Origin of the sequence: Leeuwenhoekiella sp. A2 (genome assembly GCF_047946655.1) — a bacterium.
Taxonomy (GTDB): Bacteria; Bacteroidota; Bacteroidia; order Flavobacteriales; family Flavobacteriaceae; genus Leeuwenhoekiella.
On sequence record NZ_CP172311.1, the window covers coordinates 3,180,201 to 3,206,377 of the forward strand.

29 protein-coding genes are annotated in these 26,177 nt (G+C 37.5%); 16 read left to right on the top strand and 13 right to left on the bottom strand.

Features of this window, described 5'->3' with window-relative positions; all coding sequences use genetic code 11:
• Window positions 1-63: 63 nt before the first annotated feature.
• Both ACH3PA_RS13980 and ACH3PA_RS13985 read right to left on the bottom strand, forming a co-directional pair.
• On the bottom strand, window positions 64-1,269 hold the full coding sequence (locus ACH3PA_RS13980) for a DUF748 domain-containing protein (RefSeq protein ID WP_416443121.1): 1,206 nt from the start codon (window positions 1,267-1,269) through the stop codon (window positions 64-66).
• 147 nt (window positions 1,270-1,416) lie between these two features.
• Complete coding sequence (locus tag ACH3PA_RS13985; RefSeq protein ID WP_416443119.1) at window positions 1,417-2,814, bottom strand: trypsin-like peptidase domain-containing protein; 1,398 nt, start codon at window positions 2,812-2,814, stop codon at window positions 1,417-1,419.
• A 223-nt stretch (window positions 2,815-3,037) separates the two neighbouring features.
• Between ACH3PA_RS13985 and dapF the strand changes: the two genes are divergently transcribed.
• The 4 genes from dapF (at window position 3,038) to ACH3PA_RS14005 (ending at window position 6,259) form a co-directional block, all read left to right on the top strand.
• Window positions 3,038-3,808: a diaminopimelate epimerase gene (gene dapF, locus ACH3PA_RS13990; protein WP_416443117.1), complete on the top strand. Its 771-nt coding sequence runs from the start codon at window positions 3,038-3,040 to the stop codon at window positions 3,806-3,808.
• A complete protein-coding gene (locus ACH3PA_RS13995) occupies window positions 3,799-4,341 on the top strand; it encodes a GNAT family N-acetyltransferase (RefSeq protein ID WP_416443115.1) in 543 nt (180 codons plus the stop codon). Before dapF ends, ACH3PA_RS13995 begins: the two co-directional genes overlap by 10 nt.
• On the top strand, window positions 4,331-5,374 hold the full coding sequence (gene mltG, locus ACH3PA_RS14000) for an endolytic transglycosylase MltG (RefSeq protein WP_416443113.1): 1,044 nt from the start codon (window positions 4,331-4,333) through the stop codon (window positions 5,372-5,374). Before ACH3PA_RS13995 ends, mltG begins: the two co-directional genes overlap by 11 nt.
• A 234-nt stretch (window positions 5,375-5,608) precedes the next feature.
• Window positions 5,609-6,259 (top strand): peptidoglycan-binding protein LysM, encoded by a 651-nt coding sequence (locus ACH3PA_RS14005; RefSeq protein ID WP_416443111.1) that lies wholly within the window; start codon window positions 5,609-5,611, stop codon window positions 6,257-6,259.
• A 78-nt stretch (window positions 6,260-6,337) separates the two neighbouring features.
• Here ACH3PA_RS14005 and ACH3PA_RS14010 read toward each other — a convergent pair whose 3' ends face one another.
• The 4 genes from ACH3PA_RS14010 to dnaA are packed head-to-tail and all read right to left on the bottom strand — an operon-like array spanning window position 6,338 to window position 10,447.
• On the bottom strand, window positions 6,338-7,057 hold the full coding sequence (locus tag ACH3PA_RS14010) for an SAM-dependent methyltransferase (RefSeq protein WP_416443109.1): 720 nt from the start codon (window positions 7,055-7,057) through the stop codon (window positions 6,338-6,340).
• 1 nt (window position 7,058) lies between these two features.
• A complete protein-coding gene (locus tag ACH3PA_RS14015) occupies window positions 7,059-8,456 on the bottom strand; it encodes a PQQ-dependent sugar dehydrogenase (protein ID WP_416443107.1) in 1,398 nt (465 codons plus the stop codon).
• 42 nt (window positions 8,457-8,498) lie between these two features.
• Complete coding sequence (locus ACH3PA_RS14020; RefSeq protein WP_416443105.1) at window positions 8,499-8,957, bottom strand: low molecular weight protein-tyrosine-phosphatase; 459 nt, start codon at window positions 8,955-8,957, stop codon at window positions 8,499-8,501.
• 59 nt (window positions 8,958-9,016) lie between these two features.
• The gene (gene dnaA, locus ACH3PA_RS14025) at window positions 9,017-10,447 is read right to left on the bottom strand and encodes a chromosomal replication initiator protein DnaA (protein ID WP_416443103.1); all 1,431 of its coding nucleotides are present in this window, start codon (window positions 10,445-10,447) and stop codon (window positions 9,017-9,019) included.
• Between the two features lie 199 nt (window positions 10,448-10,646).
• Here dnaA and ACH3PA_RS14030 point away from each other — a divergent pair, with 199 nt between their 5' ends.
• Window positions 10,647-11,045 carry an acyl-CoA thioesterase gene (locus tag ACH3PA_RS14030; protein ID WP_416443101.1) on the top strand — a complete coding sequence of 133 codons (399 nt, stop codon included), beginning with the start codon at window positions 10,647-10,649 and terminating at the stop codon, window positions 11,043-11,045.
• Here ACH3PA_RS14030 and ACH3PA_RS14035 read toward each other — a convergent pair.
• The 5 genes from ACH3PA_RS14035 to ribD all read right to left on the bottom strand — a co-directional run bounded on the left by ACH3PA_RS14035 (window position 11,042) and on the right by ribD (window position 14,989).
• Window positions 11,042-11,671, bottom strand: a complete 630-nt coding sequence (locus ACH3PA_RS14035) for an IMPACT family protein (protein ID WP_416443099.1) — start codon at window positions 11,669-11,671, stop codon at window positions 11,042-11,044. The two genes, ACH3PA_RS14030 and ACH3PA_RS14035, sit on opposite strands and share 4 nt — an antisense overlap.
• A 75-nt stretch (window positions 11,672-11,746) precedes the next feature.
• The gene (locus ACH3PA_RS14040) at window positions 11,747-12,337 is read right to left on the bottom strand and encodes a DUF4136 domain-containing protein (RefSeq protein WP_416443097.1); all 591 of its coding nucleotides are present in this window, start codon (window positions 12,335-12,337) and stop codon (window positions 11,747-11,749) included.
• A gap of 122 nt (window positions 12,338-12,459) precedes the next feature.
• A complete protein-coding gene (locus tag ACH3PA_RS14045; protein WP_416443095.1) occupies window positions 12,460-13,329 on the bottom strand; it encodes an EamA family transporter in 870 nt (289 codons plus the stop codon).
• A complete protein-coding gene (locus tag ACH3PA_RS14050) occupies window positions 13,326-13,940 on the bottom strand; it encodes an HAD-IA family hydrolase (RefSeq protein ID WP_416443093.1) in 615 nt (204 codons plus the stop codon). The genes ACH3PA_RS14045 and ACH3PA_RS14050 overlap by 4 nt, the downstream gene beginning before the upstream one ends.
• Window positions 13,937-14,989 carry a bifunctional diaminohydroxyphosphoribosylaminopyrimidine deaminase/5-amino-6-(5-phosphoribosylamino)uracil reductase RibD gene (gene ribD, locus ACH3PA_RS14055; RefSeq protein WP_416443091.1) on the bottom strand — a complete coding sequence of 351 codons (1,053 nt, stop codon included), beginning with the start codon at window positions 14,987-14,989 and terminating at the stop codon, window positions 13,937-13,939. The genes ACH3PA_RS14050 and ribD overlap by 4 nt, the downstream gene beginning before the upstream one ends.
• Before the next feature lie 28 nt (window positions 14,990-15,017).
• Here ribD and ACH3PA_RS14060 point away from each other — a divergent pair, with 28 nt between their 5' ends.
• The 5 genes from ACH3PA_RS14060 to ACH3PA_RS14080 all read left to right on the top strand — a co-directional run bounded on the left by ACH3PA_RS14060 (window position 15,018) and on the right by ACH3PA_RS14080 (window position 19,726).
• Complete coding sequence (locus tag ACH3PA_RS14060; RefSeq protein WP_416443089.1) at window positions 15,018-15,512, top strand: GNAT family N-acetyltransferase; 495 nt, start codon at window positions 15,018-15,020, stop codon at window positions 15,510-15,512.
• A gap of 1 nt (window position 15,513) precedes the next feature.
• A complete protein-coding gene (gene prmC, locus ACH3PA_RS14065; protein WP_416443087.1) occupies window positions 15,514-16,365 on the top strand; it encodes a peptide chain release factor N(5)-glutamine methyltransferase in 852 nt (283 codons plus the stop codon).
• Entirely contained in the window at window positions 16,362-16,952 is a 591-nt protein-coding gene (locus tag ACH3PA_RS14070) for a TIGR00730 family Rossman fold protein (protein ID WP_416443085.1), read from the top strand. Before prmC ends, ACH3PA_RS14070 begins: the two co-directional genes overlap by 4 nt.
• 70 nt (window positions 16,953-17,022) lie before the next feature.
• A complete protein-coding gene (ligA, locus tag ACH3PA_RS14075; RefSeq protein WP_416443083.1) occupies window positions 17,023-19,017 on the top strand; it encodes an NAD-dependent DNA ligase LigA in 1,995 nt (664 codons plus the stop codon).
• A gap of 19 nt (window positions 19,018-19,036) precedes the next feature.
• Window positions 19,037-19,726, top strand: a complete 690-nt coding sequence (locus ACH3PA_RS14080; protein ID WP_416443081.1) for a hypothetical protein — start codon at window positions 19,037-19,039, stop codon at window positions 19,724-19,726.
• Between the two features lie 4 nt (window positions 19,727-19,730).
• On the opposite strand, the gene ACH3PA_RS14085 is transcribed toward ACH3PA_RS14080, so the two are convergent.
• Together ACH3PA_RS14085 and ACH3PA_RS14090 are read right to left on the bottom strand one after the other, a co-directional pair.
• Window positions 19,731-20,639, bottom strand: a complete 909-nt coding sequence (locus ACH3PA_RS14085; RefSeq protein ID WP_416443079.1) for a bifunctional metallophosphatase/5'-nucleotidase — start codon at window positions 20,637-20,639, stop codon at window positions 19,731-19,733.
• A 3-nt stretch (window positions 20,640-20,642) separates the two neighbouring features.
• On the bottom strand, window positions 20,643-21,395 hold the full coding sequence (locus ACH3PA_RS14090; protein ID WP_416443077.1) for a 5'-nucleotidase C-terminal domain-containing protein: 753 nt from the start codon (window positions 21,393-21,395) through the stop codon (window positions 20,643-20,645).
• A 67-nt stretch (window positions 21,396-21,462) separates the two neighbouring features.
• Between ACH3PA_RS14090 and ACH3PA_RS14095 the strand changes: the two genes are divergently transcribed.
• Genes ACH3PA_RS14095 through ACH3PA_RS14120 form a run of 6 tightly spaced genes read left to right on the top strand, consistent with a single transcriptional unit; the run spans window position 21,463 to window position 26,158 of the window.
• The gene (locus ACH3PA_RS14095; protein ID WP_416443075.1) at window positions 21,463-21,978 is read left to right on the top strand and encodes a DUF6913 domain-containing protein; all 516 of its coding nucleotides are present in this window, start codon (window positions 21,463-21,465) and stop codon (window positions 21,976-21,978) included.
• Between the two features lies 1 nt (window position 21,979).
• A complete protein-coding gene (gene dapA, locus ACH3PA_RS14100; protein WP_416443074.1) occupies window positions 21,980-22,855 on the top strand; it encodes a 4-hydroxy-tetrahydrodipicolinate synthase in 876 nt (291 codons plus the stop codon).
• 58 nt (window positions 22,856-22,913) lie between these two features.
• The gene (locus tag ACH3PA_RS14105) at window positions 22,914-23,717 is read left to right on the top strand and encodes an outer membrane protein assembly factor BamD (protein WP_416443072.1); all 804 of its coding nucleotides are present in this window, start codon (window positions 22,914-22,916) and stop codon (window positions 23,715-23,717) included.
• 16 nt (window positions 23,718-23,733) lie between these two features.
• The gene (locus ACH3PA_RS14110) at window positions 23,734-24,060 is read left to right on the top strand and encodes a DNA-directed RNA polymerase subunit omega (RefSeq protein ID WP_416443070.1); all 327 of its coding nucleotides are present in this window, start codon (window positions 23,734-23,736) and stop codon (window positions 24,058-24,060) included.
• Entirely contained in the window at window positions 24,061-25,272 is a 1,212-nt protein-coding gene (gene coaBC / locus ACH3PA_RS14115; protein WP_416443069.1) for a bifunctional phosphopantothenoylcysteine decarboxylase/phosphopantothenate--cysteine ligase CoaBC, read from the top strand.
• Window positions 25,265-26,158: a DUF4835 family protein gene (locus ACH3PA_RS14120; RefSeq protein ID WP_416443068.1), complete on the top strand. Its 894-nt coding sequence runs from the start codon at window positions 25,265-25,267 to the stop codon at window positions 26,156-26,158. The genes coaBC and ACH3PA_RS14120 overlap by 8 nt, the downstream gene beginning before the upstream one ends.
• Window positions 26,159-26,177 lie beyond the last annotated feature (19 nt).

Here is a 26,177-nt window from a genome sequence, read left to right on the forward strand (position 1 = left end):
TATGCTTATTGCAAAGGTGACAAAATTAGCGATTTCTTATATGAAAATGACGATTTCTTCACATTAAGGAAGGGTCGTATCATTTTTTCTTTCTTCCCGTCGCTCTTCTCTTTCTGCCTTTCTCTGCGCGCGTTTGTATTCTCTGCGTTCTTTAGAAGACATGTTGTCTAGATCTGCCTCTTCTATAGCATCCTGATAATCTATATCCTCGTCAATTTCGCCTTTAAAGGCATTTATCCACGCGTTCTCAAAGATGTTTAAAATCGTAGGAAAAATTCCGGCTTGCACATTATTTAAATTACCTTCAAGTGGTACCACAGTTGCAAGTGTGTTTGTACCCTGATTTTTAAGAACAAACTTAAACATACCTACAAATCCTTCCCAGATGGTGCCTAATATACCATCTTCTTTGCTTATCATTTTTGAGTTGCTCAGCATGGGTTTTACGTACCCTTTAAGATAACCATCTGCGATTGCAAACTCACCATATACTGCAGCATCACCTTCTTTAAAATCAATACCGGCATACGTTCTTGTAAGATCATTAAAAGCGGTAATGTCTGCATCTTCCAGAGAGAAATTAAGATCCATATCTGGTATAGATTTAATCAAATTAACCCCACCATTAAGCTTAAAATTTCCTTTCCCAATGCTTACTGCTCGCGCGGTAATAGGAGACGGAAGATTTTTAGAATCGTCTCTTACATTACGTAAATTATCTGCAGTAAGTTCAAGCTTATCCATATAAAGGTCTATATCTGGCTCAGTTTGCAGTTTTACAAAACCCAGCTTACCGTCGTGTACTTCAAAATGGTTTATGTCTATAGGTACAAGATCTGTTAATGCAGCGCTCCAGTCTTCTGTATCTGCTTCGCCTTCTTCTGTAGGTGCCTCCTGATCTTCAAAAACGTAAGTTACCTCAGGGCTGTACATTTTAATCTCACTTACTATTCTACCTTTAAATATAGATTTCCATTCTATTGAAATATCAGTTTCAGGAAAATTGAGAAAAGGCACTTGCGTCTTAGCATTCACCTTATTTAAATACATACCGTCAATAACATATGCGCCTCTATAAAGAGCAATGTCAATATCTTTTACCTGCCCATAATATCCCGGGATATCTGCCAGAACTTTGTTGACATAGTTCTTTACAATTGTAGGTAGGAGTATTCTAAAAATCACCAGCATTAGTATGATGATTACCGGCAGTACGTATCTTTTCTTTTTGAGACCTCTTCTTTTCTTATCTGATTTTGTTGCTGACATCAATCGTAAAATTTAAGTGTTAAAATTCGCAGAAATGCCGGTAAATGCCAGTTAATGAACTCACAAAATATATTACGCCCTCAATACAATTAAAAAAGCCCGATGAAATGAATCAACGGGCTTTTTTCATATTATTCTTTCATGTTTCTATCTAAAGATAAAGCGGTTACGTTCACCGTCTTTATTCACAAAAGTGATACTTATAGGTTCCTCAGAAGATTTGCTTGACATAATCTTCTCAACATCATTAATGTTACTTACAGCTTCATCATCAATTTCTGTAATAACGATACCTCTCAGGTTATAGCGCTGCATATCTTCGGTAAGTGTGTTATTAATAACAACCCCGTGCTTAACGCCATAATCTTTAAGTTCTCTTGCGCTTGCATTTTTAACCTCAAGCCCCACGTTTCCTATCTTATAAGTTTCCAGTTTAAAGAGAGTAACAGGAACCGTTTTTTCTTTACCATCTCTCATGAATTTTACCTGCACTACATCATTAGGACGTTTTGCATTTAAATAACCAGAAAGGTCAGTAAATTTTGAAATATGGATGCCATCAACCTCTTTAATAACATCACCTTTTTTAATACCGGCTTTTTCTGCACCACTATCATATTCTAATCCGCCTACGTAGAAACCTTCAGTTTGATCAACCTCAAGTTCTTTAGCAATTTCAGTATTAAGACTCATACCGCTAACACCTAAGATACCGCGTTGTACATCGCCATATTCCATAATATCCTGAACGATTTTCTTGGCAATATTAGAAGGGACAGCAAACGCATAACCTACATAACTACCCGTTTGTGAAGTAATAGCGGTGTTAATACCTATTAATTCACCGTTTATATTTACTAAAGCACCACCACTGTTGCCAGGGTTAATGGCAGCATCAGTTTGAATAAATGACTGTGGGTTATTATCAAACTCATTAATATCTCTGGCTTTCGCCGAAATTATACCGGCAGTCACTGTGCTCGTTAAATTAAAGGGATTACCCACAGCAAGTGCCCATTCTCCCAAGCGCACAGAGTCTGAATCACCAAAGGGTAAGTAAGAAAGATCATCACCAGCATCTATCTTAATAAGCGCGATATCTGCTTTGGGGTCAGACCCTATAACATCTGCTTTAAAAGTTCTGTTGTCATTGAGAGATACTTCAATCTCGCTTGCGCCATCTATCACATGGTTATTTGTAACAATATAACCATCTGCAGAAATGATAACACCACTACCAGAACCTACAAGGCCTGGTTGTAGATCACCACCACCATAAATATACTCGTGCATATTGCGTGGTCTACGCGATAATTGCACATTTTTTACGTGTACTACAGCATGAACCGTTCGTTCTGCTGCTTCGGTAAAGTCTGCATTGGTACTCGTTATCGTAGGCCCATTATAAGCAACAGGTAAGAAAGTTGAAGATTTAGTTTTTGCGGAACTTTCTACGAGATCTGTAGATTCAAGATACTTGTAGGCTCCTAGTGTAATGCCGCCTCCAAGGACGGCTACAATCAAAAGACTTGCAAATTTTTTCATAATTCTATATTTCATTGTATTAACTAACATTTAAAATACTTGATCTGGTATAGGATGTTGCGGCATTAACTAGTTTTTAACAGCATATAAAATAATGGCTTTATGTATTTTTGCTGCCAATCTATAAGTAGTACTCCAAAATGGAGAGACAAGGCTTAATTTTTAGCTCTAAAAAGTGAACTTTTAAGGGTGAAAATCGGCTAAAAAGCATCAAAAATTAGTAATGATAACATTCTATAAATATCAAGGAACAGGTAACGATTTTGTAATCATAGATAATCGTCAACTATCTTTTTCCAAAAATGATACCAAACTCATCAAACAGCTCTGTGACAGAAGATTTGGCATAGGAGCAGATGGTTTAATATTGCTAGAGAATCATCCTGATGCAGATTTTAGAATGGTATATTACAATTCAGACGGTAACCCGAGCACGATGTGTGGCAACGGCGGCAGGTGTATTGTAGCTTTCGCGAAAGAAATAGGCGTTATAGAAAATGAAGCCATTTTTGAAGCGGTAGACGGTATGCATGAAGCCAAAATTGTAGATGATATCGTGCACTTAAAAATGCAGGACGTAGATAAAATAGAAGAGAAGCAGGAGCATTTATTCCTAAATACGGGTTCTCCTCACCATGTGCAGTTTGCAAAAGACCTGCAGCAATTAGATGTAAAAACGGCAGGAGCTGCAATGCGTTATAGTGAACTATATGGTAAAGAAGGTAGTAACATTAATTTTGTTGAGTTAAATGGTGAAAATGTCGCCATGCGCACCTATGAGCGAGGAGTAGAAAATGAGACACTTAGTTGTGGTACAGGTGCTACCGCAGTGGCAATAGCTATGTATCATCTGGAAAAGGTAACAAGCAATACCGTAAATCTTACCGTTCCCGGAGGTAAACTACAAGTTACTTTTGAAAAGAATGGAAGCGGATATAAAAATGTTTTCCTCATTGGGCCGGCTAAAAAAGTATTTACAGGAGAATGGCTGTAATCACTTTAACAGGAAATAATATTTATCTTCGCGCCCTTGAGCCAGAAGATCTGGCAATAGTGCATCGTATAGAGAATGATGAATTATTGTGGGAACTCAGTACGACACTTACTCCATATTCTAAATTTACCATCAAAGAATATCTTGAGAATGCACACCGTGATATTTATGAGGTCAAGCAACTTCGGCTTGTTATTTGTAAAAAGGAAGATGATGCCGTTTTAGGAATGATAGATCTTTTTGATTATGATCCTAAAAATCAACGGGCAGGGGTGGGGGTTCTGGTTTTAGAAGAATCTGAACGTGGTCGCGGTTATGGCACAGAAGCTTTACAGTTAATAATCAGGTATAGCTTTGCTCACCTTGATATGCATCAGTTATATGCAAATATTCTGGAAGGTAATGACCGCAGCATTCAGCTTTTTAAGAAACAGGGTTTTGAAGAAGTAGGGGTGAAGAAAGACTGGAAACGCTTTCGCGGAAGCTTTAAAAATGAAATATTATATCAACTTATAAATAAGAATGTACATTAGAAAAATATTAGTTGCCATTGCCTTACTTGGTGTTTTGGGAGGAGCGATTTTCGCTTACGTTATCTACGGTAAATTTTTCTCACCTAATACAGCTTTTAATAATGAAGAAGCACATATTTATGTAAGGACAGACGATACTTATGAAGATGTACGTGCAGAACTTGAGCCGCTAATTGAAGATATAGAGTCTCTGGATGCTGTGGCGTTGCGTAAAGGATATCCTAATAATATTAAGCCGGGTCATTTTATTATTAAGAAAGGTAGTAATAATAACGAGATAGTTAATTCTATTCGCAGTGGTAATGTTCCTGTAACCATTTCTTTTAATAATCAGGAGCGCGTAGAAGATCTTGCGGGGAGAATAGCGCAACAACTCGAGGCAGATAGTTTAAGCCTGGTAAAAGCATTAAAAGATACTACCTTTTTAAAAGAGCAGGGCTTGACGCCTGCAACGGCAATGACTTTATATTTACCCAATTCTTACCAGTTTTACTGGAATACAGATGCGCTGGGTTTTAGAGAGAAGATGGTCAATGAGCACGACAGATTCTGGAATGAGGAGCGTATTAATAAAGCAAAAAAACTCAACCTATCACCAGAACAGGTTTACACGCTGGCGTCAATAGTACAAAAGGAAACGGCTAAAAATGACGAAAAACCGCGTGTGGCGGGTGTTTATCTCAACAGGCTTAAAAACGGATGGAAACTTGACGCAGATCCCACAGTGATATATGCCGTAAAAAAGACCGAAGGTGATTTTAATAAAGTGATCAAGCGCGTGCTTTATAAAGATCTGGAAACAGACTCTCCATACAACACATATAAATACGCCGGTTTGCCACCGGGACCCATATTTATGCCAGATTTATCTTCGATTAATGCTGTTCTTAATCCTGAAGATCATAATTATTACTTTTTTGTTGCAGATGTCTCAAAACCAGGTTATCATATGTTTGCCAGGAATGTAGGGGAGCATAATGCGAATAGGAGACAATACATACAATGGATTAACAAACAAGGGATTAACCGTTAGAGCTTCCTCAAGTGTTAAATATTTGAGAAAGCTGTAACACATTCATCTTATCACGGTCATTTTATTGAATTTTTATTCAGTTTAGGGCGATATTTTAATGATATCACCCGGTTTTTTGATGTTAGTAAAACATTAACTATTTGCAAGTCAAATACTTAAGTTTTTTCGTATCTTTGCGCGCTGAATATAGAACGGGAGTAACTGTTTTTTTACTTGAGTTCTTAATCAACAATTATGACAAAAAACATAATAAAATTAGCAGCATTACCTTCGGTATTTGGTCTTGTAGCACTGAGCTTTTCAGTTAAAGACACTGCAGAATCTACTGCTTATTCAACAGAAGGATTAGAATTGCATTACACAGTTCCCTCTGTAGATGAAGTAGATCATGTTGCTGTAGAAAAGAAGAATCTTGCCAATCCGGGAAATTCTTTTGCAGGATTTAAAGAAGCCCTGGGTTTTAAAGAATCACAAAACGATTATAAACGCATTAATCAATTCGGCTATTTAGGTCGATACCAGTTTGGGCGCAGTACGCTTTTATTGCTGGGTGTAAATGATACAGATGAGTTTATAAACAGTCCTGTTTTACAGGAGAAAGCCTTTATCGCAAATGCTTCAAGAAACAAATGGGTTTTGAGAAAAGACATAAAGCGATTTAATGGTAAAGTTATAAATGGCGTTCGTATCACAGAATCTGGTATTCTGGCGGCAGCTCACCTTGCTGGTCCCGGGAGTGTTAAAAGATATTTACGCTCAGGTGGCGTAGAAGGCTTTAGGGATGCTTTTGGTACTTCTATTAAAAGTTACCTAAGAAAATTTGCCGGCTATGATGTTTCTTTTATCCAGCCAGATAAATTTGCTAAAGTTGATCTTGATAGTTAGTATCAATTAATATATTTGAAAGAGAAGATTTAGGGCAACAATTATGTTGCCCTTTTTTTTGTTTTAAAAACGAAAATTTTATTTCTGAATGATGAAAATTGCCGGTCTTTTATGAAGATCTGGCATTTTATTCTTCCATTGTGCGGCTGCTTTTGTAAGTATGAATTCGCTGGGCAAGCTAATATCGCAAGCCACACATATTTGTGTATGCTTATCAAGTGTATGGCAAAGTTCTTCAAGCATTTTATTATTGCGATAAGGAGTCTCTATAAAAATCTGAGACTGTCCCTGTTCTGCAGAAATACGTTCTAAGCGTTTAATTGCATTTTTGCGCTCTTTTTGATCTATAGGTAAATAGCCATTAAAAGCGAAATTCTGCCCATTCATACCGCTACTCATCATCGCCATTAAGATAGAAGAAGGGCCAACAAGTGGAATAACACGAATACCTTTTGCATGAGCTATCTTAACAATGTCTGCTCCCGGATCTGCAATTCCCGGTACACCAGCTTCAGATAATAAACCTACAGATTTACCCTCAAGACACGCATTTAAAAAAGTAGGATAATCAGCTACTTCTGTGTACTTATTTAGAGTATGCAGAATAAGACCGGGTTGTGATTTATCTGGCGTTAACAGCTTTATAAAAGCCCTTGCAGATTTTTCGTTTTCAACTATAAATTCATCAAGATTCTCAACAGTATTTGCAACTGATTGTGGGAGAACATCAAGGGGCGGTGTGTTGCCTAATGTTGTGGGTATGAGATATAAATTTCCTACTGCAGGCAGGTTTTGCATGTTAGTCTATTATTAATTTTTGAACACCGAGATTTTTACCGTTTTCAGCCGATTTTATCAGGTAAACACCCGATTTTAGTGAAGAAATATCTATTTCTTTTTCTCTATTAGTTGCTGCTGTGAGTACTATTTTTCCTTCTATATTAAAAATAGTCAGCTCAATCATCTCATTTCCTGAACCGGATATTTTTAAGACAGATTTTGCAGGATTGGGATAGAAACGAATGACATCAGCTGCATTATCACCCACTCCCAGATCGTTAGTTACAACTTTTAGAATATCTCCACTTTCATAACCGGCAACATAAAGTTCGCCATCATTATCTACCCCAAAACTTGAAAATGCATTTCCTGGGTAAGGTCTTGAAAATTTGATTGCATAACCATCACTACCATCTGCTGTAACGGTACCTATCTCATTAGTGCAATAATCTGCGAAAACATATTTACCCACAAGATCGGGATACTGGCTGCCTCTATATACAAAACCTCCTGTGACAGAACATCGTCTAATACCGGTATCAGTATCAATTACATCGTGCTGATATTCAGTAACGGGAAATGTAAGAGTAGAAGCTTCAGGGCAATCTGTAGTATTGTATGTGGCTGTGCCTTCATAACACCTCCAGCCATAATTTAACCCTGCTTCGGTATAGGCTACTTTGTCTATTTCTTCAATATTACCCTGGCCTACATCGGCTATCCACAAATCGCCTGTTTCAGGGTCAAAAGAAAACTTCCACGGGTTACGTAAACCGTATGCCCATATTTCAGCTTTCGCGGAAGCATCATCTGCAAAAGGATTACCTGAAGGAATAGAGTAGGGAGAGCCATTATCAACATCTATACGCAGAATAGTACCTAAAAGAGAATTTTTGTTTTGACCATTAACATTGGGGTCGCCACCGCTACCGCCGTCACCCAAACCTATGTATAGATAATTATCAGGGCCAAAGACAATACTGCCGCCATTATGATTGCCAAAAGGTTGATCTACGGTGAGAATGATCGTGGCAGAATCTGGATCTGCGATATCGGGATTATCTGGGCTCACTTCATATTTTGCCACAGTCGTATTCCCAGACAGGTCTGTATAGTAAATAAAGAAAATCCCGTTAGTTTGATATTCAGGATGAAAAGCCAGTCCCAGTAAACCGCGTTCTCCAGCAGATACGGTTAAATCTGAAATATCCAGAAAAGGCTCACCGTTTGTTAATCCGTCGTTTGTAGAAACGATTTTAATGATGCCTTCCTGCTCAAGTACAAAAAGCCTATCATCTCCTGCATTTTGAATATTTAGCGGATGCGTAAACCCGGAAGCAAAGCTATCAAGATCGATTTCCTGAGCATGCGCCGTTGTAATACAAAGAAAGATGAAACTTAAAATTATATTTTTCATGACAAGAGGAGTTTACAGGAAAAATACAAAATTGTAAGGTATTTAGTTTTGTAATTTATTGGCAATATTAGATGTAGCTTCATCAAGCATTTTGTAGACATCTGCAAAACCCTGTTCACCGCCTGTGTAAGGATCTGGAACGTCAACGCCCTCACCGGGAAAGATCTCATCTAGAATAAGATGAACTTTTTGTTTGTCAGCTTCATTTCTGGCAAACCCAATAACGTCTCTGTAGTTATATTTATCCATCACATAAATGTGATCGTATATATCAAAAAATCTGGGCTTAAACTGCATACCGCGCTGTGAGGCAATGTCAAGTCCGTTTTGTTGTGCAATAGCGATACTGCGCACATCTGGCGGACTACCAATATGCCAATGTCCTGTTCCTGATGATTCTACTGTGAATTTCTCGGGGTCGAGTTTAGATTTAAGTAAACCTTCGGCTAGAGGTGAGCGGCAAATGTTGCCCAGGCAAACCATTAAAATTTGGACTTTCATGTCTGGTAAGTTAATAATGTAAAGCTAAAACAGTTCTTGTAAAAAGCCTAGAAGCGGCTCTACATAGTAAGCTTTTTATTAAGATCTTCTACGTACTTTCTAAATTGCTTATCTGTCGCAGAAAGATTATCTACCGTTTTGCAGGCGTGTAATACCGTAGCATGATCGCGTTTACCTATTTGTGAACCTATACTTGCAAGGGAGGCTTTAGTTAATTTTTTAGCAAAGAACATCGCTAATTGTCTTGCCTGTACAATATGTCTCTTACGCGTTTTAGATTGTAGTGTATCAACATCCATCTGGAAGTAATCGCTTACGACCTTTTGTATATAGTCTATAGAAACCTCGCGCTTAGTATGCTTAACGTAATTGTCTACTATCTTTTTAGCCAGATCTAATGTGATCTCTTTGCGGTTGAAAGACGAATGTGCGATTAATGAAATAATAGCACCTTCAAGTTCGCGTATGTTGGTCTTAATATTATTAGCAAGAAACTCAATGATATCTTCTGGCATTTCTACACCATCCTGATACAATTTGTTCTTGATAATAGAAGTACGCGTTTCAAACCCGGGCTGATGCAATTCTGCAGAAAGACCCCATTTAAATCTCGATAAGAGACGTTGCTCAATATCCTGCATATCTACAGGAGCCTTGTCGCTGGTTAGAACGACCTGCTTACCGTTTTGATGCAAATGATTAAAAATATGGAAGAAAACATCCTGTGTTCCTGCTTTACCAGAGAGTAATTGAATATCGTCTACTATTAATACGTCAATCACCTGGTAGAAATGAATAAAATCATTTCTGTTATTCTTTTTTACAGATTCTATATATTGTTGCGTAAACTTTTCTGCAGATATATATAGAACAGTTTTATCTGGATATTTATCTTTTATCTGTACACCTATAGCGTGAGCTAAATGTGTTTTCCCCAAACCTACACCACCAAATATCAATAACGGATTAAAAGAGGTGCCTCCCGGTTTGTTTGCGACAGCTAAACCAGCAGATCTTGCTAACCTGTTAGAATCTCCTTCTAAGAAATTATCAAAATTATAATTAGGATTAAGCTGAGACTCGATTTCCAGATTGCGTATACCCGGTATTACAAATGGATTTTTTAATTCCGGACTTTTATTTTTTAGAGGAGCGTCAACATCCTGAGATTTCATTGATGACGGTCTGTTTGAGCTGGGTATCTTTTCGGTGAACGGCTGGCGGTTGCCATAAGTGTTCTCCATTTTAATCACATAAACTAACTTTGCACTTTCGCCCAACTCTTTTGTTAAAGAAACTTTGAGTAATTTTACATAGTGTTCCTCGAGCCATTCGTAAAAAAATTTGCTGGGTACCTGTATGCTCAGGGCATTATCTGTTAGTTTCACAGCCTTAATTGGCTCGAACCAAGTCTTATATGCCTGCGGTGTGATATTGTCCTGAATGAATAATAGACAATTATCCCAAACTGTTTGCGCAGTCATACTCATTTTGTGGTTAAATTTTTAAGTTATTTATAGATTTAGGAGCATTAAAAAGTGAGATAAAGAGGGCTTTTCGTTTCATTTAATGCTGGGCAAATATGTGAACAAAATTTATAAATAAAAAAAAATATCACGTTGGTTTTGTGGATTTTTTTTCGCATAACAAGACAATCTGTAAAGTACAATTTATTTTGTTAATAAGTCTATGTTTAAATATAATACTTTAATTAGAGTAAGATACGCAGAAACCGATAAAATGGGAGTAGTGCATCATTCAAATTACGCAGTATATCTGGAGTTAGCGCGTATTGAATGGTTAAATGCTTTAGGGGTTTCTTATAAAAGTATGGAAGAAAACGGCGTTATGCTTCCTGTTTATGAGATGAAGTTTTCCTTTATGCAACCTGCGTATTTTGATGATAATCTGACGATTGAAACTGAGCTTGAAAGTATGCCTGGCGCACGTATAAGTTTTAGTTATAAAATATCAAATCAACATGGTAAATTAATAACACGAGCGAGTACAACTTTAGTATTTGTAGATATGAAAACAAACAGACCCATAAGATGCCCTCAATACATTCTTGATATACTTAAAAGTTAGTCGTCAAGAATCTCTGTTTTTGTGCCAAAAATCGCTGCAAAACGGTCTTTTATTTGATCGATTTTGTTGTTGCGTACTTCTAAAGTGATTTTGCAATCCAGATGCATGTCCTGCTTGTTTATATTTAGATTTTCCTCTTTTATAATACGCATCACTTTATTCATTAACGGATAGTCAAAAGAAACAGCAATGGCTGTTTTTATCGTTTTTCTAACGATTTTAGCGCCTTCCAGGGTGATTTGTGCGCTGGTTTTATAAGCATGTATAAGCCCGCCTACGCCTAGATTTGTTCCGCCATAATAGCGAACGACAGCTACAAGTGTTTGTGTAAGATCAAATGATTGTAGTTGACCGTAAATGGGCATTCCTGCAGAATTGTTAGGTTCTCCATCATCATTTGCCCTAAAATGATCATAGCGTTTACCTAATTGCCAGGCGTAGCATACATGACTTGCTTTTGCGTGATCGCTGCGTAGATTTTCCAGATAGAGTTTTATGTCATCTTCGGTTTTAACGTGAAAGGCATAACCTATAAATTTACTTCCCCTATCTTTAAAAATGGTTTCAGGAGCAGCTTTTGCAAGCGTCTTGTAACTATCTGCCGGTTTTTCTGTATTCTGGCTCATTCCTGCAAATGTGAGAAATAGATATAAAAAAAGGAAGCGAATGAGCTTCCTTTAAATCGCATTTTTTCTAATCAATTATTTTACCAGCGGGTATTTATCAAAAATAGCATTTACCAGTTCTGTAATGGCAGAATTTTCAGTTTGATTAAATATATCTTCAGAAGAGGTTCCTTTCCAAACCGTATTTTTAGTTTCTCTGTCAATAATATCAATAATCACAGTTCCTTCCTTATAAGAATAGGTATCTGTATTGTAGCCCACTATGCCGGCATACGAGTTGTACCCGGTGTAATAATATGAATTGTAATAAGGGCGTATCGTACTTATTCTCCCGCGATAGGGGTAACTTACGTATGCTGGTTGAGTAGTAGTTTCTGTTTGTAAATTTGTTTTTGTACTTATAAGAACCAGAAGATCAGGATTTTCTCTATCTAACGTGTAACCAGCTTCTTCCATATTACTATTAATGGTCTCGATGATCATTTCATTTACCTTATCATTAGTATACGATTTGCCGGGAACCTCAATATTAGTGTTGGGTAAATAGGCAAAGGTTTTATATTGGCTTAAATCTGTATTATCTGGATTAACTGTTTTTACACTCGTGCCGCATCCTGTAATAAGGATGAGTCCAAATAAAATAAGTAAAGGTTTAAAGTTTTTCATAGCTTTTTAGTTTAAGGTTTTTCTCAAAATAAAAAGAATGAGGCTGAAATCTGGATTTATACTCTACTTTAAATTTAGTTTAACTCTGTAACCCCTTAATTAAGATTTGATTAGGAAATTATCTATGCAGCAAGAGTAACTAATATCAAACTTAGAACTGCAAGACCAATTCCTAACCAATTCTTAGGAAGTAGTTTTTCTTTAAACAGAATTATGCCTAGTAATGTTGAGAGCATTACGATCGCGACATTATTCAGGGTAAAAATAGTTGAGCTTTCAAGACCATTTGCGCGTAAAGCCTGCACTAGAAAATAGATCGAAAAGTAATTGGGTATGCCTAAAGCAACACCGCCTAACAGGTTTTTAGATTCAAAGTTGAAATTACCTTTTAATTTTTGAAAAACTAAGACCATAATCCCAATGACGAATGCCGATGCAAATATAGTGGCAGAAAACAGGGGCACTTCATCTTTCGCTACAAAGCTGTTTTCTAAGAATTTAATGCTGGTATCTATAACGCCGCTACCCAGAAAAACCAGAATAGGAAAGATGAGATTTTTAGGTTTAACTTTAAGTGCGTCTTCGTTTTTGACCGAAGTAAAATAAACAGCTGTTAGAGCCAATAATATTCCTGTGATTTTGACAAAACTTATGCTTTCTCTGTAATAAATAAAACCGAATAATATAGGTATGGCAAGACTCATTTTTGTAGCAACAGAAACAACAGAAAGACCACTGCGCTGGGTTGTGATCGCCATGAGATAAAAGATCACAATAAAAAGTACGCCGAGTAACACGGCTCCTAAAAGCCATTTTTTATGGAGAATTTCGCTAAGTGAAAATCGGGTGTTATAGGCTAATAATCCGGTAAAACAGGCAAAAAAGTAGTTGTAGATAATTGCCTGCAGCGTGTTTATTTTAAAACGATCAAATAATTTAAAAACAATAAAAATGAGGCTTGAGGCAATGATGCTCAATAAAAGGTAAATCAAAACAGGTCTTTCTTAATTGTAAATAATTCGGTCACATCTTCTATGCCCGGTTGCAGATGCCAGGTATTTATATTGAGCGATGAAGCTGCTAATGTGTTGAGAATCGTATCATCTATAAAAAGCGTTTCCTGGGCTATCAGGTTGTTTTCTGTTAGAATATGATCAAAAATCTCAAGATCTGGTTTTCTCATTTTCATATGCTGCGAAAGATAAAATTTCTCAAAGCACGATTGAAACTTAATATAATTTATCGCTCCCATATTTTTGATTACTTGCTCGATATGAAGATCATTGGTATTACTGAGTAAAAACAAACGATATTGACCTGTTTTTGCCAGATTTAGGAGCCAATTTAACCGATTTTCAGGGAAGTCGAGAATAATACTATTCCAAGCTAGTTTAAACGAAATTTCATTAAGAGAGGGGAAAGTGTTTAAGTACGTCTCAATTAAGTGGTCTGAAGTAACCAGACCTTTCTCATAAAGATTGTGCAGTTCAAAAATGTCGTGGTCTGTTACGCGCACGCCTACTTTTCCCAAAGCATATTCAGGAGCTTTCTTGTCAAGATTTATAAATACATCGCCAAAGTCAAAAATTATATTCTTAATCATTTTTCGTCAGTTTTATGATTGGTGTAAATTTTCAACTTATCTGTAGCAATTTCCTGCTCTTTAGGGAAAGAGCCACTTAATACAGGAGCTTTAACGCCGTCATTAAAATAATTATTCCCGGTAAAAACACGTGCTTCATCCCAGAGACTGGCATCAATAAATGATTGTAAAGTTTTTGTTCCGCCTTCAACAATTAGAGATTGCAATTCTTGTTTATAAAGATGATCACAGATTTGCCGGGGTAAATTTTTAGAGAAATCAAGTGTTATAACTTCGTTTTTGTATTCAGAATCGGGTCTTTTTTCTGAAAAAATGATTGTTTTTGCTTTATCATTAAAAACAGCACTTGACGGGGGGATTCTTAAAGTGCGATCAATAACTATACGCGTAGGGGAAGAGCCTTGCCAATCCCTCGCACTAAGACTTGGGTTATCTGCAATTGCAGTTGCCGTTCCTATTAAAATTGCCTGCTCTTCTGTGCGCCATTTATGTGTTAGCTGTCGCGAAAAGGTATTTGTGATCCACACCGGTTTAGCTTCATCGCGCTGTTTAGGAGCTATAAAGCCATCTGCCGTCTGCGCCCATTTTAAAATAATATAAGGACGTTTTTTTTGATGAAATGTAAAGAACCTGCTGTTAAGATCCTGGCACTCTTTTTCCAGAACCCCTACCATAACCTCACAACCGGCATCCAGCAATTTTTTAATTCCGCGGCCGGCAACAGCCGCAAAAGGATCAACGGTGCCAATGACCACTTTCTTTATTTTTTTTGCGATAATAAGGTCGCTGCATGGCGGAGTTTTACCGTAATGACTGCAAGGCTCCAGACTTACATAAATTGTAGAGTCTGGCAACAGCGCTTCATTTTTTACGCTTTTTACCGCATTTACTTCTGCGTGTGGTAAACCTGCTTTACGGTGCCACCCTTCACCTATTATCTCATTATTATATATGATTACACTACCTACCATAGGGTTGGGATAGGTGCTTCCCAGTCCATTTTTGGCCAGTTCCAGACAGCGCAACATGTATTTTTCGTGTATCTTCACCGTTTCAAAAATAGCATTAAAAAGTAAGATGAGCGCAGCGATAATCAGACCCGTAAAAAAGTCAGATAATAAAGAGATTGCAAAAGTAATACGAGAGGTTTTAATAGAGATGGGCGTGCCTAAAGTGGGGACGGCTTATGCAGACAAGGCACTTGATAAAATGTTTGAAACGTATGATGTTCCGCTGGCCGAATATTTTGTTGTAGAACAGGACGGAAAACTAATAGGTGGCGCCGGTATCGCCCAGCTTCAGAATTACGATGGCCCTGTTTGCGAACTGCAAAAAATGTACTTTCTGGCAAAAGCTCGTGGCAAAGGTCTGGGTGCACAATTAATGAATACCTGTTTGGCTTTCGCGGAAGCAAACGGTTTTGAACAGGTTTATATCGAGACTATGCCTAATATGAAAGACGCTCAGCATTTATATAAAAAGACAGGTTTTTATTACATAGACGGCCCTTTAGGAGATACGGGTCATTGTGCGTGCCCGGTTCATATGCTTAAAGACTTGAAAGCGGTTTAAAATGAAAATCACAGATCTTAGATCTTCTTTCCATTCTCAATTAAAGGAGTTTTATCCCTCAGAAGAGATCGATTCGTTTTTCTATCAACTTCTAGAAAAGTATCTCAATATGAGACGTATTGATGTTGCTTTAGACCGGGAGAAAATGCTTGCTGTAGAACAAGCTGAACTTTTTAAAAGTGATCTGCTACGACTAAAAAAGAAAGAGCCATTGCAGTATATTTTGGGAGAAACTGAGTTTTACGGTTATAATTTTCTGGTAACTCCAGATGTATTAATTCCCAGACCAGAAACTGAAGAATTAGTAAGCTGGATTGTTGATGACTGCGGTAAAAGCAACGAACCTCTTAAAATACTTGATATAGGTACGGGTTCTGGGTGTATAGCGATTAGCCTGGCAAAACAACTAGCACATGCAAAAGTAAGCGCTCTTGACATTTCTAAAAATGCTCTCGCTATTGCGAAAAAGAATGCTTTGCAAAATAATGCTGAGATCAACTTCATTGAAGCTGATGTTTTAAATGTTGACCTTTTTCAGGAGAATTATGATATTATAGTTTCAAATCCGCCTTATGTGCGTGAATTAGAAAAGGGACAAATGCATGACAATGTGCTTAATAATGAACCTCATGGTGCGCTTTTCGTGACAAACGAAGACCCGCTTATTTTTTACAGACAGATCGCACAGCTTGCTTCACGAAATTTGAAGCCCGAGGGTACTGTTTATTTTGAAATCAATGAGTATCTTGGGGAAGAAACACGCATTTTGTTAAAGAATTCTGGCTTTGTTGATGTGATCCTATGCCAGGATATGTTTAAAAAAGATAGAATGCTCAAAGGAATAAAATCATGAATAAACTAGATTCAATTTGTGTTTTCTGCGGAAGCAGTGAAGGAAACGATCATGAAATAATAGAACAGGCAAACGCACTGGGTAAGAAACTTGCAGAAAAGGAGATTACCCTTGTATATGGCGCTTCAAAAAGAGGAATTATGGGCGAGGTGGCAAAATCCTGCCTTGACAACCACGGTAAAGTTGTGGGTGCGATACCTCAGTTTTTAAAATTGAAAGAAGTTGTTCATCTGGGTTTGACAGAGCTTATTACTACAGAGAATATGCATGATCGCAAACTTAAAATGCAGGAATTGAGTGACGGTTTTATTGCGCTTCCGGGAGGTTTTGGTACGCTGGAGGAGCTTTTTGAGATCACTACATGGGCACAGCTGGGTTTGCATCAAAAACCCATTGCACTTTTAAATACGGGTGGTTTTTTTAATCATCTTATCGCAATGATGGAAGAAATGGTACGAAGAGGGTTTTTGAGAATGGATAATTTTGAAATGGTAATTATAGATGACGACATCGATCGTCTAATTGATAAAATGCACAATTTTAAACCTTTGCCAAAACCACAATGGCTAAAACCTGAGCGCACTTAATTAGTAAAAAAAACGGCTTAAAATCTTCAAAAATCAGCTTTTCAGGCTTAAAATCGGCTTACAGATATACATGACTACTCAGCAAAAAATTGAATCTCTCAGGCAGGAACTTAGTGACCATAATTACAAGTACTACGTTCTTGATAAACCTGAAATCTCAGACCTTGAATTTGATACTAAACTAAAAGAACTTCAGGAGCTTGAAGCGAAACATCCTGAGTTCTATGATGCTAATTCCCCCACGCTGCGAGTGGGAGGGCAGGTGACTAAGAATTTTGCTACAGTTGTACATGATTATCGCATGTATTCACTTGATAATTCTTATTCTAAAGAAGATCTGGAAGATTGGGAAAAGCGCATAAAAAAGCTGGTAGATGGCAAAGTTGAATACACCTGTGAGTTAAAGTATGACGGTGCCTCAATTAGTCTTACGTATGAAAAAGGTGAGCTTGTTAAAGCGGTAACAAGAGGTGATGGTGTGCAGGGAGATGATGTTACTAATAATGTGCGAACTATACGCACGGTTCCCTTAAAGCTGAAAGGTGATTTTCCTGAAAAATTTGATATTAGAGGCGAAATTGTGCTTCCTTTTGAAGGTTTTTCTAAAATGAATGCAGAACGTGTAGAAGCTGGAGAAGAACCTTATCGTAATCCGCGCAACACCGCTTCCGGGAGTTTAAAATTACAAGACAGCAGCGAGGTGGCAAAGAGACCACTTGATTGTCTTTTGTATACGATTATAGGTGAAAACTTAGGTTTTGCTACGCAGTATGAAGGTTTGCAAAAAGCACGTGAATGGGGCTTTAAAGTGCCTGAAGCGGCTAAATTAGTAAGCTCTACCGAAGAAACGCTGGAGTTTGTAAATTACTGGGATATTCATCGTCATGATCTTCCATATGAGACAGATGGTGTGGTGATAAAAGTGAATAGTTTTCAGCAGCAGGAGGAGTTGGGCTATACGGCAAAATCTCCGCGCTGGGCGATGGCCTATAAATTTAAAGCAGAACAGGTCTCTACACAATTACACAAGATCACTTACCAGGTTGGTAGAACGGGAGCTATTACGCCGGTAGCAAATCTAGAGCCTGTGCAGCTCGCAGGAACTATTGTGAAAAGGGCTTCTTTGCACAATGCAGACCAAATTGCCAAGCTTGATATTAGAGAAGGTGACGAGGTGTATGTCGAAAAAGGAGGAGAGATCATCCCTAAGATAATAGGTGTTGATTTTGAAAAACGCGATCCTAATTCAAGTCCTACAGCATATATCACCAATTGCCCTGAGTGCGGTACTCAATTAGTGCGTAATGAAGGTGAAGCGCAGCATTATTGTCCTAATGATGAGGGTTGCCCGCCACAGATTATTGGGCGTATACAGCATTTTATTTCGCGTAAAGCGATGGATATTGAAGGTTTGGGTGGCGAGACTGTTGCGCTGCTTGTAAACAACGGACTAATAAATAATTACGCAGATCTTTATACACTTACAAAAGAGGAAATTTTGCCACTTGAAAGAATGGCAGAGAAATCTGCAGAGAACCTTATAAATGGTATTGAAGCGTCTAAAGAAATTCCGTTTGAGCGTGTTTTGTTTGGCTTGGGAATTCGCTATGTGGGAGAGACTGTAGCAAAGAAATTAGCACGGCATTATAAAAGTATTGACGCTTTGGCGAAAGCTACTCTTGAAGAATTAATAACGGTAGATGAGATAGGGGAGCGTATAGCCGAAAGTGTGGTCGACTTTTTCACGCATGAGGAAAAAAAGAAACTGATAGAGCGATTAAAAGATCACGGACTTCAGCTTGAAATTTCTGCAGAAGTTTTAGAGAACCAAACCAATAAGTTAGATGGTGATACTTTTGTGATTTCAGGAGTTTTTAATAAAGTTTCTAGGAACGAATTAAAAAAACTGATTGAAGATAATGGCGGCAAAGTTTCAGGTTCTATTTCATCAAAAACTAATTATCTGGTTGCCGGGGAAAATATGGGACCCAGCAAACTGGCAAAAGCCGAAAAATTAGGCACAAAAATGCTTACTGAAGACCAGTTTTTAGCCCTTTTAGGCTGATTTTTTAACAAATACATGTATGGCAAACTTCTTTAAATTCATCGCGATTATTATAGGAATTTGCTCTGTTACGGTATCTATTATTTACGGAAATTCAGAAACAGTTTTTGTAAAACCTTTCTTTCATGTATTTCTGTATTTGTATTATTGGCGAAAGACTGGAGACCTCAATGTCATGCTTTTATCTGCATTAGTGTTTGCAATGCTGGGAGAGGCTTGTGTGGCACTTGGGATGACAAGGCTTTTTTATCCTGCAATGTTCCTCTTTACGCTGTATTTTATCAGTTTTACCTTTTTGTTAAGGCCGGTTCTCAGAAAAACTAACTTTTCTATAAGATCAAGAGATCTCACCGCACCTTTTATTGGCTTTATAGCAATAACTTATATAATTATTACAATTAGTTCTCTGGTTGTTGATCATATACCCAGCATCTATATTTATACGCCGGCATTCCTGTCTTTTGTATTATTTATAACCGTTTGTTTTTATGTTTCCATATTCAACAGGCATCCTAAAAGTGTATTTTTATTTATCGCAGGAGCTGGCTACACGGTTGTAGCGTTAGGTACATTTATTTTTGAATATCTTGAAGATTCTACAGCTTTAATGGGCGTTATAAACGGGTGCGAGTTTATTGCTCAACTGCTTTTTGTGCAGTATCTTATTAATATGAAAAAGGTTATTAGGGAGTCAGACTCCTACTTTTGATCCTTTAAACTGAAATTGTAGCTCCTTCGCTATTAATATTACCTTCATCATCAAAAAAGAAATCGATTCTACCAAGATTGATTCCGGCCCATCCTACCTGATTGATAAGTACATTTTTACCCGCAGCATTTTTAGCAATTACAGGTTTAGGTAAAAAAGTATGAGTGTGACCGCCTATAATAAGATCAATATCTTTAGTTTTCGCTGCAAGCGTAAGATCTGAAACTTTATCAAATTCGTACGAGTAACCCAAATGTGATAAGCAAATTACAAGGTCGCAGTTTTTTTCAGTTTTAAGCTGTTTTGCCATATCCTGACTCACTTCAACAGGGTCTATGTAAACGGTCTCTTTAGACATTTTTTTGTTTACCAAGCCGTCTAGTTGAATACCTACACCAAACACACCAATTTTGATTCCGTCCTTTTCAAAGATCTCATACGGTTGTGTCTTGCCATCCATTATGGTATTGCTGAAGTCATAATTAGATGAGATCATCTTAAACGTAGCATTAGGCATTTGAGCCGCCAGACCATCTATACCATTGTCAAAATCATGATTGCCTATGGTAGCCGCATCATAACCCAACATGCTCATGAGTTTGAATTCTAATTCGCCCCCGTAAAAGTTAAAATAAGGTGTTCCCTGAAAAATATCGCCAGCATCAAGAAGCAGCGTATTTGGGTTTTCCTGTTTTATCTTATTTATAAGTGTTAGCCTGCGCGCAACACCACCTTTATTTGCATAATCTGCATCTTCTGCCGGAAAAGGCTCTATATGGCTGTGTACATCATTTGTATGCAAAATAGTAATGTGCTGTTTAGGCTTGGTTGTAAATGATGTTAATGTGCTGCCGGCAATACCTGCAAAGGCAGTTGCAGCTGCTGTGTTTTTTATAAACTTACGTCTTTGCATGACTTATTGTATTTTAATGAAACGATTATCGCGTACGGGAGCAATAGTATCGTGTTTTGCAAAATAATCGATCAACAGATTGCGCAATTTGTAATCTGTTTCTTGTATGCTTACCGGGTCTTTAAAAAAATCCATTCTGTCACCACCTTGCTGTAAATAGTCGCTTGTGGCAATAAAGTAAGTCTTGTTTTCATCAACCTGAGCACCGCCTATGGTGGCAGTTTCTATATCTCCTTTATCATTAAGAACAAGTTGTATACCAGAAAGAGGGTGTGCCTTACCAGATTTTAGATATTGGAACATTTCATTAACTTTCTTTCCGGTTAATTCTACTACAACGATCATATTCTCAAAAGGCATGATTTCATACGCAGAGCGCATTGTGACCGAGCCTTGATTAAGAGTAGATCTTATACCGCCGTGATTTAGGAGTACAGCGTCAATATTAGAGTTCGTTCGTTGTTTAAAAATCGGTCCTTCAAGCTCAAAAACCGCGTCTGCAAGCATATTTCCTATTGCGGTATTATACGCGCCGTCACTTTTAGAGAGGCTTTTAGGAGCATAAGCGAGGACACTGTCCATCTGCTTGTCTATGTTTTTTTTGTAAGGTGCTATGAAGTTATTAATAGCCTGGTTAGCTTGTAAAGAATCTGAAATAGTTATTTCTTTTCCTCTAATCTCTGAGAGACTTACCTCTTGGTTTTTACAGGCAGAAAACATTGTTATTGCCAGTAAATACAGAAAAAATCGAGTCATTTTAGCGAAAAATTAGCTGTTTGCTTTATTGTATATTTAAGTACATTTGTTCTAAAGGTAAAGGTAGATGTTTTTAGACGTATGGAAACGTAAATCCATTAAAAGAAATATTCAAAAATTAATAGATAATTCTGCAGGATCTTCAATTTCTTCTAAAATTCATAGCGTAGGTATTCTTCTTGATATTTCTGCTTTTAACAATGCAGAGCAGATCAGGAATATCATTAAAGGACTAGGAGATGGTATTGATATTGAAATGCTTAGTTTTAAGAATAAAAAGGAAAATCTACCTGATCAGGATGAGTTCTTCTACGATGACGTAATAGGATTTAATGGGAAGATTAAAAGTGAAGCAGTGTCTAATTTTGTTTCAAAACCTTTTGATCTTTTATTGAGTTATTACAACGCAGAAAACTTAGTTTTGCAATTTATCACAGCGCGCTCAGGTGCGCGATTTAAAGTAGGTTTTCCTTTTCAAAAGTATCAGTTAAATGATTTAACGATACATGTAGATCTGGAAAACACAACAGCTTTTAAGACAGAGCTAAAAAAATATTTGAAAATACTTAATCGCATAGATTAGCATGCAGCAATTTAAAGGTACGGGTGTAGCACTTGTTACGCCTTTTAATAATGATTTAAGTCTTGATCTCGACGGTCTTTCACGTGTTATAGAACACAGTATTGATGGCGGGGTAGAATATCTTGTAGTGTTAGGTACAACCGCAGAAAATGCCACACTTACGCAGGAAGAGAAAGAACAGGTTATAAAGCGTAGCATTGAGGTAAATAAGAACAGAGTGCCTTTGATGCTGGGGATAGGCGGTAATAATACTGCTCATATAATTCAGGAATTGAAAGAAAGAGATCTTTTTGAATTTGATGGTGTTTTATCTGTTTCTCCCTATTATAACAGACCAAGCCAGGCAGGTATTTACGCACACTATGAAGCGATCTCTAAAGCTTCACCACTACCCATTTTATTATACAATGTACCCGGTCGTACAGGTAGCAATATGCTTCCGGAAACTGTTCTGAAATTAGGCAGAGACTTTGATAATATTTTTGGAATTAAAGAGGCCGCCGGTGATATTACACAAATGCTGCGTTTGTTGAAAGACAAACCCGAGGGCTTTATGGTAATTTCTGGTGATGACATGCTTGCAGCGCCTACGGTTACAGCCGGTGGTGATGGGGTAATATCAGTTTTAGGTCAGGGAATTCCTGATGTTTTAAGTGATATGATACGTGACGGTCTTTCAGGAGATCAGGCAATGGCATATAGCAAACATTTCAGGCTTATGCCCGCAATAGATTTAATTTTCGCCGAAGGCAATCCTGCCGGTATTAAGGCGTTATTAGCTCAAAAAGGTCTTTGTTTACCCGTAGTACGCCTGCCTCTTGTACAGGCAAGTGAAAATTTAAATGATAAAATTGCAACGTATCTAAAAGCGTTATAGTCTTTAAGTTTTTTAATCACGAGAAAATAACTACTTTTGCACGATGTTTTTAAACCAGATGAGAAACACAATAATATTAATTTTTAGCGCATTACTTTTAGCTTCCTGTGGTGAGTACCAGGATGTGCTTAAATCTGATGATATGTCTATGAAGTATTCTATGGCAGATTCATTATATCAGGCAGGGAAATACAAAAAGTCGCTAAAATTATGGGAACAAGTTGTGCCCAGCTATAGAGGAAAGCCTCAGGCTGAGCGCGTAATGTTCTTATATGCAGACACCTATTATAATGTAGGTGATTATTATATGGCTGGTTATAATTTTGATCGTTTTGCTACATCTTATCCCAATTCTGAAAAGGTAGAAGAGGCACAATTTAAGGCGGGCTTGAGCTATTATGAGCTTTCGCCGCGATATAGCCTTGACCAGAGCGAAACAGAAAAAGCTCTTGATAAACTTCAACAATTTATTGGTAAGTATCCCGAATCTGAATATACAGAGCAGGCTACAGCAAAAATTAATGAATTAAGTCTTAAAATGCAGAAGAAAGCTTTTGAGATCGCAAAGCAGTATAATACAATAGGTAGTTATCTGGGAGGTTATGTAAGTGCAAAAGCTGCACTAGACGATTTTATATCAGATTATCCGGGTTCTCCTTACAGAGAGGCCGCTTTTTATTATAAGCTTGATTCACAATATAAGTATGCTATAGACAGCGTTCCCAGCCTTGTTGAAGAACGTTTAAAAGAAGCAGATGCTTTTTATAAAACATTAATAAAGTCTTACCCTGAAGGAGAATACAGAACGCAGGCAGACGAAATAAAGGCTGATATCGATCAGCGATTACAACAGTACTTATAATTTAATATTGATTATTATGGATGTAAAGAATCTTGAGGCACCGGTAAATACAATAACTTTTAACAGAGAGAAAATAGATGCTCCTACCTCAAATATATATGAGGCGATCTCTATTATTGCTAAGCGTGCAACACAGATCAATACTGAGATCAAAAGAGAATTACTTGAGAAGCTAGATGAGTTTGCAACTTACAGTGATAGTCTTGAAGAGATCTTTGAAAACAAAGAGCAGATAGAGGTATCAAAATTCTACGAGAAACTTCCTAAGCCTCACGCGATGGCTGTTCAGGAATGGTTAGAAGATAAGATCTATTACCGTAATACTGCAGAAACAGAACAATAGATGTCTGTTTTAAGCGGCAAGAAAGTTATTCTTGGTGTTACCGCCGGCATTGCGGCATATAAATCTGCTTGGCTGGTTCGCGCCTTTATAAAAGCGGGAGCAGAGGTTAAAGTTATTATGACACCAGATGCAAAAGAATTTGTAACACCACTAACGCTTTCTACTCTTTCAAAAAATCCTGTTTTGTCATCATTTACTCATAGTGAAGATGACAACGCTATGTGGAATAACCATGTTGATCTCGGCCTTTGGGCCGATTTTTTCGTTATAGCACCAGCGACAGCAAATACGCTTGCAAAAATGGCAACAGGAACCAGTGATAACTTACTTCTGGCCACATATCTTTCAGCTAAATGTCCGGTTTATTTTGCGCCGGCAATGGATCTTGATATGTACAAGCATCGCAGTACTCAGGATACTTTTGAAAAACTGCAATCTTTTGGGAATATTATGATACCCGCAACTTCAGGCGAACTGGCAAGTGGTCTTGAAGGGCAGGGGCGTATGGCAGAGCCAGAAGATATTGTAAAGTTTATTGAGCGAGATAGGCTTGCTAAAATGCCTTTAAAAGGGAAAAAAGTATTGATTACTGCAGGACCTACATACGAAGCGATAGATCCTGTACGTTTTATAGGCAATCACAGCAGTGGCAGAATGGGGTTTGAATTAGCGCAATGTGCTGCAGAATTGGGAGCAGAAGTTATCCTTATTTCAGGGCCTACGCATTTAGAAATTGAGCATAGTTTAATTAAGGTTATACGGGTGGTTAGTGCTCAGGATATGTTTGCTGTCGTTAAAGAATATTACGATGAAGTAGATGTTGCAATTGCAGCTGCGGCTGTTGCAGATTACAGACCTATTTCACCGGCTGACCAGAAAATAAAAAAGAAGGCAGAGTATCTTTCTATAGACCTTGAACCTACCCAGGATATTCTTGGTTTTATGGGGAATACTAAAAAGAAACAGTTTTTGGTCGGTTTTGCTTTAGAGACAGAAAATGAAATTGAGAACGCTAAGAAGAAACTAATTAAAAAGAATCTGGATCTTATAGTACTCAATTCACTTAATGACAAAGGAGCAGGTTTTAAAACTGTTACCAATAAGGTTACTTTTATAAATAAGGAAGAAGAGGTTAGACCCAACGATCTTAAATCTAAGGAAGCTGTTGCGAAAGATATTTTTAAAGAAATTAGAACTGCAATTCATGCATAGAACCATTTATTTATTTTTTTCATTATTCATTTTAAATCTTGGTGTAAACGCTCAGGAACTCAACTGTTCTGTAGATATAAATGCAGAACAAACCGGGCAGAGCAATCTACAGGTCTTTAGAACTTTAAAGACACAGGTGCAGGAATTTATGAATAACACCACCTGGACCGATGTAGAATACAAACAGCAGGAGAAAATAGATTGCAGTATTGTAATAATTATTTCAAATATAGATTCAGACTTTTTTACGGCCAGTATACAGGTGCAATCTTCTAGACCTGTTTATAATGCAACGTATAGCACCCCTGTTTTTAGTTTTAACGACAGACAGTTCAATTTTAGTTATACAGAATTTCAGCCTCTCAATTATAATCCCAATACTTTTGATTCTAATCTAATCTCAGTACTGGCCTATTACGCTTATACAATTATAGGTATGGATGCGGCAACATATACCAGAGGTGGTGGGACTCCTTATTTTGAAGAAGCTAAACAGATCGTGAATACCGCGCAACAAAGTGGTAGCGAAGGATGGACAGCACAGAGTGGAACCCAAAGTAGATTTAGGCTGAATGAAGATCTGCTTTCGCCTAATTTCTCAGATTTTTCTGAGGTGCTTTACGCTTATCACCGCAACGGTTTAGATTTTATGGCTGAAAACACAAGAGAAGCTAAACAGTCTATTGCAGTAACACTTGCTCTTTTTGATCAGATGTATGCTAACCGGCCCAATAACTTTTTAACTCGCGTTTTCTTTGATGCTAAAGCAGATGAAGTGGCGCGTATGTTTTCAGATGGGCCCCAGGTAAATATTTCTGAACTGGTTACCACGCTAAATAAAGTAGCGCCAACAAAGGCAACTTACTGGAAAGACATCAAATTTTAACCAGCCCGATTTTCTTTGA

Excerpts from the sequence above, each read along its gene's own strand:
- dapF (WP_416443117.1), top strand. The coding sequence starts at position 3,038 with ATGATAACATTCTATAAATATCAAGGAACAGGTAACGATTTTGTAATC.
- coaBC (WP_416443069.1), top strand. The coding sequence starts at position 24,061 with ATGTCTGTTTTAAGCGGCAAGAAAGTTATTCTTGGTGTTACCGCCGGC.
- ACH3PA_RS14080 (WP_416443081.1), top strand. The coding sequence starts at position 19,037 with ATGGCAAACTTCTTTAAATTCATCGCGATTATTATAGGAATTTGCTCT.
- ACH3PA_RS14095 (WP_416443075.1), top strand. The coding sequence starts at position 21,463 with ATGTTTTTAGACGTATGGAAACGTAAATCCATTAAAAGAAATATTCAA.
- ACH3PA_RS14010 (WP_416443109.1), bottom strand. The coding sequence starts at position 7,057 with ATGCAAAACCTGCCTGCAGTAGGAAATTTATATCTCATACCCACAACA.
- ACH3PA_RS14005 (WP_416443111.1), top strand. The coding sequence starts at position 5,609 with ATGACAAAAAACATAATAAAATTAGCAGCATTACCTTCGGTATTTGGT.
- ACH3PA_RS13985 (WP_416443119.1), bottom strand. The coding sequence starts at position 2,814 with ATGAAAAAATTTGCAAGTCTTTTGATTGTAGCCGTCCTTGGAGGCGGC.
- ACH3PA_RS14050 (WP_416443093.1), bottom strand. The coding sequence starts at position 13,940 with ATGATTAAGAATATAATTTTTGACTTTGGCGATGTATTTATAAATCTT.
- ACH3PA_RS14015 (WP_416443107.1), bottom strand. The coding sequence starts at position 8,456 with ATGAAAAATATAATTTTAAGTTTCATCTTTCTTTGTATTACAACGGCG.
- ACH3PA_RS14110 (WP_416443070.1), top strand. The coding sequence starts at position 23,734 with ATGGATGTAAAGAATCTTGAGGCACCGGTAAATACAATAACTTTTAAC.
- ACH3PA_RS14085 (WP_416443079.1), bottom strand. The coding sequence starts at position 20,639 with ATGCAAAGACGTAAGTTTATAAAAAACACAGCAGCTGCAACTGCCTTT.
- ACH3PA_RS14070 (WP_416443085.1), top strand. The coding sequence starts at position 16,362 with ATGAATAAACTAGATTCAATTTGTGTTTTCTGCGGAAGCAGTGAAGGA.
- ACH3PA_RS14030 (WP_416443101.1), top strand. The coding sequence starts at position 10,647 with ATGTTTAAATATAATACTTTAATTAGAGTAAGATACGCAGAAACCGAT.
- ACH3PA_RS14090 (WP_416443077.1), bottom strand. The coding sequence starts at position 21,395 with ATGACTCGATTTTTTCTGTATTTACTGGCAATAACAATGTTTTCTGCC.
- ACH3PA_RS14120 (WP_416443068.1), top strand. The coding sequence starts at position 25,265 with ATGCATAGAACCATTTATTTATTTTTTTCATTATTCATTTTAAATCTT.
- ACH3PA_RS13995 (WP_416443115.1), top strand. The coding sequence starts at position 3,799 with ATGGCTGTAATCACTTTAACAGGAAATAATATTTATCTTCGCGCCCTT.
- ligA (WP_416443083.1), top strand. The coding sequence starts at position 17,023 with ATGACTACTCAGCAAAAAATTGAATCTCTCAGGCAGGAACTTAGTGAC.
- dapA (WP_416443074.1), top strand. The coding sequence starts at position 21,980 with ATGCAGCAATTTAAAGGTACGGGTGTAGCACTTGTTACGCCTTTTAAT.
- ACH3PA_RS14040 (WP_416443097.1), bottom strand. The coding sequence starts at position 12,337 with ATGAAAAACTTTAAACCTTTACTTATTTTATTTGGACTCATCCTTATT.
- ACH3PA_RS14060 (WP_416443089.1), top strand. The coding sequence starts at position 15,018 with ATGAGCGCAGCGATAATCAGACCCGTAAAAAAGTCAGATAATAAAGAG.
- prmC (WP_416443087.1), top strand. The coding sequence starts at position 15,514 with ATGAAAATCACAGATCTTAGATCTTCTTTCCATTCTCAATTAAAGGAG.
- ACH3PA_RS14020 (WP_416443105.1), bottom strand. The coding sequence starts at position 8,957 with ATGAAAGTCCAAATTTTAATGGTTTGCCTGGGCAACATTTGCCGCTCA.
- ACH3PA_RS14035 (WP_416443099.1), bottom strand. The coding sequence starts at position 11,671 with ATGAGCCAGAATACAGAAAAACCGGCAGATAGTTACAAGACGCTTGCA.
- ACH3PA_RS14105 (WP_416443072.1), top strand. The coding sequence starts at position 22,914 with ATGAGAAACACAATAATATTAATTTTTAGCGCATTACTTTTAGCTTCC.
- dnaA (WP_416443103.1), bottom strand. The coding sequence starts at position 10,447 with ATGAGTATGACTGCGCAAACAGTTTGGGATAATTGTCTATTATTCATT.
- ACH3PA_RS13980 (WP_416443121.1), bottom strand. The coding sequence starts at position 1,269 with ATGTCAGCAACAAAATCAGATAAGAAAAGAAGAGGTCTCAAAAAGAAA.
- mltG (WP_416443113.1), top strand. The coding sequence starts at position 4,331 with ATGTACATTAGAAAAATATTAGTTGCCATTGCCTTACTTGGTGTTTTG.